Here is a 9134-nt window from a genome sequence, read left to right as displayed (position 1 = left end):
AAAATGATATAACTGACCTTACTTGAGTCAAGTATACCATTCACAATATTATAAGTATATAGTTATTTTTAGTTTATCAACTAATGATAATATGCTTCTTGTCGCTAATAAGCGTTGCTCCCTCAATTGTTTCATCTTCGCCCAAATTTTTTAGTGCCTTAAGGAGATTTTTTAAATCAACTTTATCAGGTTGAGCAATTTTAAATGTTGGCGGAATCTTTGCTTCATCTAAGATGCCGACAGACGGATTTGTTTTCCGTACACTCACTTTAAATGTTCCTGCATTAACCTTATCGATCTTATTAGCAATAAGTATACTCTGCATATAAGACTTTAAGCCATCATATTTATTTTGAAGATATCTGCGTTTCTTAGCAAGTCTTGCCTCTTCTGTTTTAAAGGATTCGATATCTCCCTCAATGTTCTTCATGAACTTTGTAATATTCTCAACTTTACCATTGAGCTCATCTTCAATTGCTTCTAGCGTATCAATATACATTTGCAAGTCATCTTCCGTCATTTCCTCATTGTCCCATGCGGCATCAACAAATTCATTAAAGGATCTGTACTGATCCCCAAGTTGATACAATTTAGTCATTAATCATTCTCCCTTAATATGTATTTTTTATTTAAAGACCATTTTGTTCTCTTTCATAAAACGCTCAAGACTGTATTTTTGCGATTTTGTAATATTGAGATTATAGGTGATATCTACTCGTTCTCGTGGTTGTGGCTTTTCAATTTCTTCATATAAAACATTGCTGATATCTTCAATCCAATATAGTCGATCTCCAATATCCTGTTTTGCACTTCCGACCTCTGCATTGATGATTACATTATAAAACTTATCCCCAACTTTGCATGTAACTTCGGCTTGTTCTTGACAATATCCTTGACCACAATCGAAAAACTCTCTTCCTCCGTCCATAAAATAGTCTTTAATCTCTTCTTCAATCTTCAGATAGTTTTCATCTTCAAAGACATCATATTCATCAATCAAATACTGCTCCATATTCATCAAGTCTCCATTAATATGTATTATTATTTTCATAAAACTTCTGTTTCATCAGATCTCAACCAATGTTTCTAACTCTTCAATGATTTCTGCAATGCGTAATTCAATACGCTTTTTCTCTTCTGTCAGGCAATCAATCTTATCTTGCTTCTCCCATGTTTTTAGGTAATCCATGACTGCAATGGCTTTACGAAGCTGTGGTGCTATGAAGAAATCTTCCCACATCTCTACTATTTCTGTAATCACTTCTAGAGGATACCCGCTCCAACCTCGATCATGGTCTAGCGAAATAATGAAGCTCCGTTCCAGAGCCGAAGGAGCATCTTCTCTAAATTGAAATGTGTAACATGCTTGCTCGTTTGCATCTCCCAAATAATATCTACCTTGTCTACGTGTTACTTTATTCAAACTATCGCTCCGTTATTTTTTGATGAAGTTTAGATTTTAAATTGTTTTTCTCTTGCTTTATTGCTTTTTGAGCTACTATGGGCAGAGCTATCGGAAAAAGAAGAATTGAAAATAGCTCGCAAAAGCAAAATGTTAAGTACTTTATTCCCTCTACAGCATTATTCAATGACTCTTTAAGCGTATATCCCAATATATTTCTGTCAGTCAGTTCAAGATAGCAATATTCCCATAAAGTCATCTTTGCAATATTACTTCTACAGAACCTCACCTTACCATCATCTTGAATAAACTTGTTTTTATTAATCATTAGTTACTCCTGATCTTTGATCTCTCACAAAATTATGTATTTGAATCAGTTCTCTAAAATTTCTCTTCATCATCAACTCGTCAACTTCATCCATAATCTGATACATGGCCTCTTGGTGGTCTTCTCGCATAGATGATGGACAGTCAAGTTGATTTGGTGTTGCAGTATTATACAGCTCTTCACTTTCAGGACAGCATGATTCAAAAGCATTCCATAAACAATGTATGTTGTTACACTTCATCTTCCTCATCTTCTTCCTGCTTGTAATCAATCTCAATGTTACTTACCTCTTCTAGTTCCCATTCAACAATTCCATCAACGTTAAAAAACTCATGATCAATTTGAGCAACTACATTCTCTCCATGGTTTAGTTCCTCTTCATCGAAAATGATATAACCCTTCAACTCAACCTTTCTCACACACTCACTCCTCATATTTTTATCTTTATTTTGATAAATGTTATATTTCATTCAGTCTCATGGAGTAAAACTTCAATGTTTCTGTTGGGAATGATCTTTGTGACAGCACCACATCCATTAATCTCGGTTCCTATTTCAATCTCATCATCTTCATGAATCTGTTGTTCGATGATGTCTCCGCTTTTTAAATCTGTGAAATAAAAAACGCTATAACCACCTGGATCTGTCGCTGAACTTGCCTCTGAACTGCAAAACATTAAATAATGATCTGTCCCATTCATATCGCTGGTTATTATCACATCGCCAGTGGACGCAGGATAATCATATATTTTAACAACATGTTTGATATTCATTGTTCCATCTTCCTCTTCAAATTATGATTTCATAACTCTAACGTCTTTCACACTTAGTCCTCTGTTGTCTAAGGACTTTTCAAAGACAACTCGTTGTCCATCCTTCAAACACTTAAACCCATCCATAATCAAATTCGAGAAATGAACAAAGCAGCACTCTCCATCATCTGCCTTTATGTAGCCAAATCCTTTTTCAGCATTAAACCATTCAACAGTTCCGCTAAATTCACGATCAACTAAATCATATTTATCCATTTGATATTTAATTTTCAAGTGTTCAACTTCTTCTTATAACTGCCTTTTTCGTTCTGTATAACTTTCCATCTCTGTCTTCCTTTCTTGATTAAATCACTTATGACCCAAAATGCTCTAACTGATTATTCTCCAAAATCTCCAACTCTCGCCCACTAAAACCCACATCATGCAGTCTTAGGAGCATCCTACTGACCTCTTTATTACTCACTGTCATTCCTCTTTCAATGAATCGCGGAAGTCTTACAATCGTCCCCACAATGTCTCTAGCTCTGCCTTCGTTATAGCAAATCTTATTCCCTTTAACATACTTCCAATCGCTGAGGCAGATGATCTTTCCATCTTTCCAATAGGTCATGTTGTGTTTGAAATCGAACTGACTAATCACTTCCCGTGGCTTCCCAATCCATTGTGTAATGATTTGGGATCTCCCCAAAGAGATTGCATTTTGAGTTATCGTCATATTGATGCCTTTGTACAGTCCACCGCTTCGTAATTCGCCTTTGTAAGTGACCTGGTTAAGAAAATAGTCTCTGAGCCGTTCAACTAAATAATTCGATTCTACAAAAAAATCATAATCTTTAGGTTCTTTATTGTGGTAGAGACTGTAAATGCAGCCACCAGATATATATGACTTATCATGAAATTCTCTTTGCAATTCTTCGGGGATTAGTTTAATTAGTTCGTCTTTAACAAAGATTAGTTTATTATTAACTTTATAAATTTTTTCATTATGTATTTCCTCAGGTGTCTTGTTGTTTTCTCGCAACCTATCTAATTTAACCAACATTTTTTTTACTATACTCAAAGAATCACTCCTTCTTTTTTGAGTTTCGACTAAATTCATCAAGTATTGAATAATCTTTTTGTCGAATACATGGAATAACTTTCATGTGAAATGTATAAACTATTATTACAGTAAGCAAATATACTTCATGGGGGTGATAGAATGTTAGAGTTGAAATCAATACTCACTATCGGCAACGGGTTTGATTTTGAAATCAGAATTGTTTCTAATAATGATTTCAACAATATAGAAATAACTCCAGGCTATACTCCTGATTTCCATATTGTTTACGTCTGCGAAACAACGATGAATATCAAGACAAACAGTTACAGAGCGCTATATTGGATGAGCAATGTTAATCTCTATGCTTTAAACTGGAAACTGGCCTAATACTTCGGAGTAGCCTAAATGGTTGCTCCATTTTTTCTTGATCAAATTCTCCTTTGATCAAATCTCATTATCATTTCTCTAACTATAGCTCTGACTGTTTCTTCTTCTCTTGATGCATTCGTTTAAATCGCTCAGAAGCGGCTTGTCTTTGTTCATTGCTCATTACTCGTGTGCTTTTTGCTCTAAAAGAAACTTGATTCCTGTCTACCTTATAGTATGTGTTTCCCTCAGAGTCTTCCTTATATGGCACAAAGCCAGCTTTGCGCATACGAGTTCTTTCTTTCCCGGAACTACAGAAGATAAGATATTGATTTGATTCCTCATCATAAGTTAATACCGCTTCTCTTTCAATTGCTTCCATTGCAGTTCTCCTTTAGGTGCTCATTGATGTTTTACATATAATTTTTCAATAAAGTGTCTAACTACTGTTATAAAAATCCTATAAATCGACTATAAGAAACTATAAAATCAAATTAATAAAGGAGTGAGTAAATTTGTTAAACGCTGTTTTTCATGTTTGTGTCGTATTCTTTATAATTAACTATGTATGGAGTATGAGAAAAACCTTCGCTGTTAAACCATCTTCTCGCAATCTGGAGTCTTTGAAAGGAAAAACTCTTTATCGCTTTACTTCTGAATTGGTATTAATGAATAACAATGAAGTTCAATTAATTCCGACTCCTGGGCTTATTGCGAATCTTTCCGCGCGGTGTCAGCCAGTTACTTGGTTCTTTGTTGGTGAACCTTCTGAATGGCAAAAGGCGGCAAATAATATCTCAAGCTACGAGATTCAACTTAAAATACCTTTTAATCAACTTGACGAGAACTGTGTTTTATATAGAAGGTATGATAATGTTGTGGGTTACACCAAAAAATTCACAGGAACAGTTGAAGTGGTTAGGAGTTCTAATACAAAGAGTTTGATGTATAAGCTATTTAAGCTTTGGGAAAATATAAAGGCTGGAGCAGAGCTTCTGCTTTTTACCTTAGCTTTAATATTTCTTTTTGGAAATATAGGTTACCTACTTTTTGCTCTGTTTGCAGCATTCATATTCTCTCTAAGTTTTATAGATAAACTCAACAAACGAAAAATCAGAAAAATGTCTAAGAACTCATAAAATGTGGGTTCTTTATTTTCTTTTAAAAGTTTCATTAGATGATCTCTAATTCTGGTATTCTTCAAGTAGCTCAATTGCAAACTCCAAATCATAAATTTGATGCTTCACTTTGGTAATTGTTCGCGCCACTGTATTATCGTTTCGTTGCTCATAGTATTCGACTTCCTGCTTTTTTCCTAGTAGATGTTCTTTTAGATAACGTAGTGCATATTCTCCTGACATTAACTACCCTCCTTAGTGTTACTGATACGAGTAATAACATCTATTTTCAAAGTGTTTTTATCCAATACTTCTATATATTTAACATTTCTCATCTTTTTATTTTTCACTTGGTCGATTCTTCTCATACGAATTCTGCCTTAACCCCGATTACTTCAAAGATTGTAGGTATCAATTCATATCCATACTCATTAAATCCAGTCCAAAAGTCATCATCATTTGAATTTTTTTCATTATCCTGAACCCACACAACGTCATTATCTACAACAATGCTATATCTTTCTTTATCAAATAGAACCCTTTTCAGCAATTGTTCATCAGTCATTTTCTTCATTTATCATCTCTTCCTCTCTATAAAAGATCCATTTCATTAATACTGAACAAATATCTCTTTGCCTTCAATAAAGTCGTTCCACGCATCTAAAAAACTACTATATCTGTCAATAACATCTTTTGATACTTGAACTCCACAAGCATGATAACTTCTATGTGTTAATACGGCCTTTGCTTTGTTGCCATTATGGTATTCATCTAAAATACTCGGGTGCAGCAACTCTCTCCACTTTTCATTTGCCCCGATGAAGTCTTCGCTTGTCGCCCTTCTTGAAAATTTCATTAAGCTCTCTCCTTTCTAATGAAATATCAATTTCCTTTGCTTTTTAGTTGCAGATGTGTAAATGGATCAATATCATATGCACAATCACTTAAACTCGAATACCATGGATATTCCTTTTTAATGAAGTACTCCTCGATGCTTCCATATCTGTCTTCTAAATTACCTCGTTCAAAAATAGCATCTTGTTCCCAATCAAGTTCTAGCATTGTAATACCACCATAGCCGTCTATCGTAAAAACCTCTGTGTAACTTGAATCTAAAACAATGTTCATTTAGTTTTCTTCATCTCCTTTACCAATCTCTTTAACCGTCTATCGCTGAGTACGTTAAACTGCAATAATCTCATTGCGTAACGTGGTTCTTCATTAATAATTCTATCTCTCAACTCTTCGATTTCCTTATTCATCTTCAGTCGCTCATCTGTAAATTGTCTGATTAATCCCTTGAGACCAATAGAAGAATAACTGACCTCGCCACCAAAAAGACCAATCCAAACGATTGCAGTCCCAATCAACATTGTGCAATACAGATACACCCAGGCAAATCCACCAGCCATCTCAATGGATGCATCTGGCAAGAAAATACTGAAGATAAAGAATGGTACAATTAACAGATAAATAAACATGTGGTCTCGAATATGTTTTCTCACTTATTTGACCTCCATCGCCTCAACTTCAATTTCTTCATCCTCACTAATAACTCGAATAGTAATTCCTTTTTTCTTTAGTTCTTCAGCACTCATGTCTAGATTTGCTTCTCCAACATAGCCATACCCTTCAAAATCATAATTTCTAAAACTATTCCGATGCCAAGCTACATTAGCTGCGTGTTCTCTAATTGTGTCGATTTCATAGAAATATTTAGAGTAATGATCCATCCACTCTTCATTGATGATATTCTCATCAATCTCAACGATATATGTATTGGTTGTTACCACTTCACATTTAAATTTCCGCAAATCACACTCTCCTTTTCTAAAGAAATCCTTATTTTATAGAGCTTTTCATCCTATCAATCAACATAGTAAAATAGAAAATAATAATTGCAAAGAAAACGATAATGGACATTAGTGGCATCGTCCAAAAGTAGTGATACCATTTAGTATATCTGCTGATTTTCCAAAATCCATCCAAGGGGCTTATACCCCACATATATCCTCACTCCTTATTGTTCTAGGTATGGCTTCGCTTCCGAATATGTATTGAACATACTTGCGTATGCTTGAACAATATTTTCTCCTTCTTGATTCAAATACTCAAATTCCACATCCCATACTTTATGCTGCTTCATTAGTCTAACCAACCTTTCTCGGCTGATCTCATGCCCTTCCGAAATAAGCTCATCCTTATAGTAAAGACCTTCCCAATCATCCAGGCTCACAATAATGAACTTATTCTCCATATAAATCAATCCGTTTCTGAAGTTTATTTTTAGTACGCTGTTTCTTTGTTCGACTTTGAATTTTTTGTAGTTTATTAATCCTGTCGCTCTTTTTAATTGCTGCGAAAAATGCATCGATTTCCTTTACACTCTTGAGTTTTGTCGGTTGTACTTCGACAAGCGTAGTCCATTTAGTATTGCTTGAGACCTCTACCTCTTGAACACTTTTCGCTTGTTTTTTAAATAAATTCTTCAAAAATCCCATATAATTCATTCCCATCATTATTTTTATTTTCATAGAGCATTGAAACTCATCAGTATTGTTTCTCCATTGTTGCAATTTCTGATTTGTATTGATCCCACTCATCAAAACAGTTTTTATAACTAGACAAGTAGTGTCCATTCCCCTCAATAAAATCGTCTAACTCAATAGCGATATAATTACGTCTCATTACAACATTCATTCCATTCTCATCAAACCATCCGTATCCTACTGCTTCTACGAATTTAGAAAGATCACTAAAATAAACCAATACATAACTCTTGACTACTCCCTTTTCACGGTACAGTCCTGTTTCATTTTCTTTTAAAAAGTCATATAAATTCGCATTCACTTCGCTCATTTAGTGTAATTTCTCCTCTCCTGATGAAACAGGACTTTGATCAATAAGTTCTCCATTTATCATAAAAATCAAACTTTGAAATTCTGTCAAATTTGTGGTCAAAAATTCTCCAATCATTTTGATAATCTAAGTATTCAAATCTTTCTTCTCCCGCTTTAAATAACTTTCTTGCTTTATCGCCGCTGATAATATTCATAACCAACTTCAACTCCTCTACGTCATTTTATTGTGCCTCGTATTTATCCATCATTATCTCAAGTGCCTCTCTGGCATCCTTGAGTTTGTCCCTGAGTTCAATCATGTCACTATAAGTTAAATTGTCATCTTCCCAGTCCATAAGAAGTTCTTTCAAGACATCCAAATTCACCGACATTATTATCACTCCTTTAATTGTTTAATGCTCTTTATTCTTTTGAAGTTCCACCAACGCTAACACACCATAACCTACTAAATCTTGAAGAGTATCTTCGATAGATTCATCAACCTGGGCTTTGCTCCCTTTAACAAGATTCTCAAGTCTACGCATCTTATCGTCCATCCTGATCATCGCACTCAAAACTCCATACTTTTCAAACTGCAACGAAAACGAATTTCCGTAGTCATGATTTTTCTTTTTAAGAAGCGTCTCAACTCCGTTACATACCTCTTCAATTCTTTGTTCTTGGTTTCTCATTATTCCGCTTCCTTTTTAATAATTTGGACATGTAAGTACTGACGGCCAAACTCTAATGCCCGATCTAAATCTTCAAAGAATATGTCTAAATGTCCCTCAGTAATCTTTGAACCCCTATCACTACAAACATATGTATTATTGATCTCTTTGATCTTAACCTTTGTTCCAAACTTAAGTGACTTAGGACATGCTATTGATTTACCTTCAACAGTTCGTTCTCCATTCGCTTGAATGCCATATCCCTTTTGGCCTTTCCGTTTCTGTGTGGACTCATATCCGTTCGTGTAGGCAGTTACGTTGTAGATCTCCCACTTGTCTTCCACTTTGTTTAAACTTTCTTTTGGTTTAACTTTAGTTATTTTCTTTTCTTTCTCGACTTTAACCGTCTGAACAACTTTCTTTTCAATTGGAGTGGCTTCTTTGTTTTCCCCAACAACTTGTTCATTGATCCCTGAATAAGCAAGGGCAAATGAGAATAGTAGGGCGAGAATCGCGTTCAGCATCATAACCTCCACAATTTAGATATAGCCCCACTTTTAAAGTGAGGCTATGTATTTTTAGTTATTTAATCTTG

General features: G+C 34.7%; 25 protein-coding genes. 2 read left to right on the top strand and 23 right to left on the bottom strand.

Going from position 1 to position 9134, the window contains the following annotated elements:
• Window positions 1–76: 76 nt before the first annotated feature.
• The 9 genes from MHH78_RS17700 to MHH78_RS17660 form a co-directional block, all read right to left on the bottom strand.
• Complete coding sequence (locus MHH78_RS17700) at window positions 77–598, bottom strand: siphovirus Gp157 family protein (protein ID WP_341168229.1); 522 nt, start codon at window positions 596–598, stop codon at window positions 77–79.
• Window positions 599–625: 27 nt separating this feature from the next.
• Window positions 626–1012 carry a hypothetical protein gene (locus tag MHH78_RS17695; RefSeq protein ID WP_341168228.1) on the bottom strand — a complete coding sequence of 129 codons (387 nt, stop codon included), beginning with the start codon at window positions 1010–1012 and terminating at the stop codon, window positions 626–628.
• A gap of 54 nt (window positions 1013–1066) precedes the next feature.
• The gene (locus tag MHH78_RS17690) at window positions 1067–1423 is read right to left on the bottom strand and encodes a hypothetical protein (RefSeq protein WP_341168227.1); all 357 of its coding nucleotides are present in this window, start codon (window positions 1421–1423) and stop codon (window positions 1067–1069) included.
• 1 nt (window position 1424) lies between these two features.
• Window positions 1425–1730 carry a hypothetical protein gene (locus tag MHH78_RS17685; protein WP_341168226.1) on the bottom strand — a complete coding sequence of 102 codons (306 nt, stop codon included), beginning with the start codon at window positions 1728–1730 and terminating at the stop codon, window positions 1425–1427.
• Window positions 1723–1980, bottom strand: a complete 258-nt coding sequence (locus MHH78_RS17680) for a hypothetical protein (RefSeq protein ID WP_341168225.1) — start codon at window positions 1978–1980, stop codon at window positions 1723–1725. The genes MHH78_RS17685 and MHH78_RS17680 overlap by 8 nt, the downstream gene beginning before the upstream one ends.
• Entirely contained in the window at window positions 1961–2149 is a 189-nt protein-coding gene (locus MHH78_RS17675) for a hypothetical protein (RefSeq protein ID WP_341168224.1), read from the bottom strand. The genes MHH78_RS17680 and MHH78_RS17675 overlap by 20 nt, the downstream gene beginning before the upstream one ends.
• A gap of 47 nt (window positions 2150–2196) precedes the next feature.
• Window positions 2197–2502 (bottom strand): hypothetical protein, encoded by a 306-nt coding sequence (locus tag MHH78_RS17670; protein ID WP_341168223.1) that lies wholly within the window; start codon window positions 2500–2502, stop codon window positions 2197–2199.
• 21 nt (window positions 2503–2523) lie between these two features.
• Window positions 2524–2757 (bottom strand): cold-shock protein, encoded by a 234-nt coding sequence (locus MHH78_RS17665; protein ID WP_341170336.1) that lies wholly within the window; start codon window positions 2755–2757, stop codon window positions 2524–2526.
• Window positions 2758–2854: 97 nt separating this feature from the next.
• Window positions 2855–3562, bottom strand: coding sequence for a hypothetical protein (locus tag MHH78_RS17660; RefSeq protein WP_341168222.1), 708 nt, complete (start codon window positions 3560–3562; stop codon window positions 2855–2857).
• A gap of 141 nt (window positions 3563–3703) precedes the next feature.
• On the opposite strand from MHH78_RS17660, the gene MHH78_RS17655 reads away from it, so the two are divergent.
• Window positions 3704–3931: a hypothetical protein gene (locus tag MHH78_RS17655; RefSeq protein ID WP_341168221.1), complete on the top strand. Its 228-nt coding sequence runs from the start codon at window positions 3704–3706 to the stop codon at window positions 3929–3931.
• Between the two features lie 82 nt (window positions 3932–4013).
• Here the strand turns inward: MHH78_RS17655 and MHH78_RS17650 are convergent, their stop codons facing one another.
• Window positions 4014–4292 carry a hypothetical protein gene (locus MHH78_RS17650; RefSeq protein ID WP_341168220.1) on the bottom strand — a complete coding sequence of 93 codons (279 nt, stop codon included), beginning with the start codon at window positions 4290–4292 and terminating at the stop codon, window positions 4014–4016.
• 133 nt (window positions 4293–4425) lie between these two features.
• Here MHH78_RS17650 and MHH78_RS17645 point away from each other — a divergent pair, with 133 nt between their 5' ends.
• Entirely contained in the window at window positions 4426–5049 is a 624-nt protein-coding gene (locus MHH78_RS17645) for a hypothetical protein (protein ID WP_341168219.1), read from the top strand.
• 45 nt (window positions 5050–5094) lie between these two features.
• Here the strand turns inward: MHH78_RS17645 and MHH78_RS17640 are convergent, their stop codons facing one another.
• From MHH78_RS17640 to MHH78_RS17580, 13 genes are all read right to left on the bottom strand, one after another.
• Window positions 5095–5271 carry a hypothetical protein gene (locus MHH78_RS17640; protein WP_341168218.1) on the bottom strand — a complete coding sequence of 59 codons (177 nt, stop codon included), beginning with the start codon at window positions 5269–5271 and terminating at the stop codon, window positions 5095–5097.
• Window positions 5272–5392: 121 nt separating this feature from the next.
• On the bottom strand, window positions 5393–5602 hold the full coding sequence (locus MHH78_RS17635) for a hypothetical protein (RefSeq protein ID WP_341168217.1): 210 nt from the start codon (window positions 5600–5602) through the stop codon (window positions 5393–5395).
• Window positions 5603–5638: 36 nt separating this feature from the next.
• Entirely contained in the window at window positions 5639–5884 is a 246-nt protein-coding gene (locus MHH78_RS17630) for a hypothetical protein (protein WP_341168216.1), read from the bottom strand.
• 26 nt (window positions 5885–5910) lie between these two features.
• Window positions 5911–6156: a hypothetical protein gene (locus MHH78_RS17625; protein WP_341168215.1), complete on the bottom strand. Its 246-nt coding sequence runs from the start codon at window positions 6154–6156 to the stop codon at window positions 5911–5913.
• Window positions 6153–6533 (bottom strand): hypothetical protein, encoded by a 381-nt coding sequence (locus tag MHH78_RS17620; RefSeq protein ID WP_341168214.1) that lies wholly within the window; start codon window positions 6531–6533, stop codon window positions 6153–6155. The genes MHH78_RS17625 and MHH78_RS17620 overlap by 4 nt, the downstream gene beginning before the upstream one ends.
• Window positions 6534–6842, bottom strand: coding sequence for a hypothetical protein (locus tag MHH78_RS17615; protein WP_341168213.1), 309 nt, complete (start codon window positions 6840–6842; stop codon window positions 6534–6536).
• Window positions 6843–7048: 206 nt separating this feature from the next.
• Entirely contained in the window at window positions 7049–7285 is a 237-nt protein-coding gene (locus MHH78_RS17610; RefSeq protein ID WP_341168212.1) for a hypothetical protein, read from the bottom strand.
• Window positions 7275–7562 (bottom strand): hypothetical protein, encoded by a 288-nt coding sequence (locus MHH78_RS17605; RefSeq protein ID WP_341168211.1) that lies wholly within the window; start codon window positions 7560–7562, stop codon window positions 7275–7277. Before MHH78_RS17605 ends, MHH78_RS17610 begins: the two co-directional genes overlap by 11 nt.
• A gap of 16 nt (window positions 7563–7578) precedes the next feature.
• Window positions 7579–7887 carry a hypothetical protein gene (locus tag MHH78_RS17600; protein ID WP_341168210.1) on the bottom strand — a complete coding sequence of 103 codons (309 nt, stop codon included), beginning with the start codon at window positions 7885–7887 and terminating at the stop codon, window positions 7579–7581.
• A gap of 40 nt (window positions 7888–7927) precedes the next feature.
• Window positions 7928–8083 (bottom strand): hypothetical protein, encoded by a 156-nt coding sequence (locus tag MHH78_RS17595; RefSeq protein ID WP_341168209.1) that lies wholly within the window; start codon window positions 8081–8083, stop codon window positions 7928–7930.
• 27 nt (window positions 8084–8110) lie between these two features.
• A complete protein-coding gene (locus tag MHH78_RS17590; RefSeq protein ID WP_341168208.1) occupies window positions 8111–8260 on the bottom strand; it encodes a hypothetical protein in 150 nt (49 codons plus the stop codon).
• A gap of 21 nt (window positions 8261–8281) precedes the next feature.
• On the bottom strand, window positions 8282–8560 hold the full coding sequence (locus MHH78_RS17585) for a DUF1599 domain-containing protein (protein WP_341168207.1): 279 nt from the start codon (window positions 8558–8560) through the stop codon (window positions 8282–8284).
• On the bottom strand, window positions 8560–9066 hold the full coding sequence (locus tag MHH78_RS17580) for a 3D domain-containing protein (RefSeq protein WP_341168206.1): 507 nt from the start codon (window positions 9064–9066) through the stop codon (window positions 8560–8562). Before MHH78_RS17580 ends, MHH78_RS17585 begins: the two co-directional genes overlap by 1 nt.
• Window positions 9067–9134: the final 68 nt, after the last annotated feature.

Origin of the sequence: Paenibacillus sp. FSL H3-0333 (genome assembly GCF_038002805.1) — a bacterium.
Lineage (GTDB): Bacteria > Bacillota > Bacilli > Paenibacillales > Paenibacillaceae > Paenibacillus_AQ > Paenibacillus_AQ silagei.
The sequence above is the reverse complement of the archived record's forward strand: the minus strand, read 5'-3'. Positions and strand labels throughout refer to the sequence as shown.

Bases quoted from the DNA above. Each gene is read 5' to 3' on its own strand.
- MHH78_RS17700 (WP_341168229.1), bottom strand. From the start codon at position 598: ATGACTAAATTGTATCAACTTGGGGATCAGTACAGATCCTTTAATGAA.
- MHH78_RS17695 (WP_341168228.1), bottom strand. From the start codon at position 1,012: ATGGAGCAGTATTTGATTGATGAATATGATGTCTTTGAAGATGAAAAC.
- MHH78_RS17685 (WP_341168226.1), bottom strand. From the start codon at position 1,730: ATGATTAATAAAAACAAGTTTATTCAAGATGATGGTAAGGTGAGGTTC.
- MHH78_RS17680 (WP_341168225.1), bottom strand. From the start codon at position 1,980: ATGAGGAAGATGAAGTGTAACAACATACATTGTTTATGGAATGCTTTT.
- MHH78_RS17670 (WP_341168223.1), bottom strand. From the start codon at position 2,502: ATGAATATCAAACATGTTGTTAAAATATATGATTATCCTGCGTCCACT.
- MHH78_RS17665 (WP_341170336.1), bottom strand. From the start codon at position 2,757: ATGGATAAATATGATTTAGTTGATCGTGAATTTAGCGGAACTGTTGAA.
- MHH78_RS17655 (WP_341168221.1), top strand. From the start codon at position 3,704: ATGTTAGAGTTGAAATCAATACTCACTATCGGCAACGGGTTTGATTTT.
- MHH78_RS17650 (WP_341168220.1), bottom strand. From the start codon at position 4,292: ATGGAAGCAATTGAAAGAGAAGCGGTATTAACTTATGATGAGGAATCA.
- MHH78_RS17640 (WP_341168218.1), bottom strand. From the start codon at position 5,271: ATGTCAGGAGAATATGCACTACGTTATCTAAAAGAACATCTACTAGGA.
- MHH78_RS17635 (WP_341168217.1), bottom strand. From the start codon at position 5,602: ATGAAGAAAATGACTGATGAACAATTGCTGAAAAGGGTTCTATTTGAT.
- MHH78_RS17630 (WP_341168216.1), bottom strand. From the start codon at position 5,884: ATGAAATTTTCAAGAAGGGCGACAAGCGAAGACTTCATCGGGGCAAAT.
- MHH78_RS17625 (WP_341168215.1), bottom strand. From the start codon at position 6,156: ATGAACATTGTTTTAGATTCAAGTTACACAGAGGTTTTTACGATAGAC.
- MHH78_RS17610 (WP_341168212.1), bottom strand. From the start codon at position 7,285: ATGGAGAATAAGTTCATTATTGTGAGCCTGGATGATTGGGAAGGTCTT.
- MHH78_RS17605 (WP_341168211.1), bottom strand. From the start codon at position 7,562: ATGAAAATAAAAATAATGATGGGAATGAATTATATGGGATTTTTGAAG.
- MHH78_RS17600 (WP_341168210.1), bottom strand. From the start codon at position 7,887: ATGAGCGAAGTGAATGCGAATTTATATGACTTTTTAAAAGAAAATGAA.
- MHH78_RS17595 (WP_341168209.1), bottom strand. From the start codon at position 8,083: ATGAATATTATCAGCGGCGATAAAGCAAGAAAGTTATTTAAAGCGGGA.
- MHH78_RS17590 (WP_341168208.1), bottom strand. From the start codon at position 8,260: ATGTCGGTGAATTTGGATGTCTTGAAAGAACTTCTTATGGACTGGGAA.
- MHH78_RS17585 (WP_341168207.1), bottom strand. From the start codon at position 8,560: ATGAGAAACCAAGAACAAAGAATTGAAGAGGTATGTAACGGAGTTGAG.
- MHH78_RS17580 (WP_341168206.1), bottom strand. From the start codon at position 9,066: ATGATGCTGAACGCGATTCTCGCCCTACTATTCTCATTTGCCCTTGCT.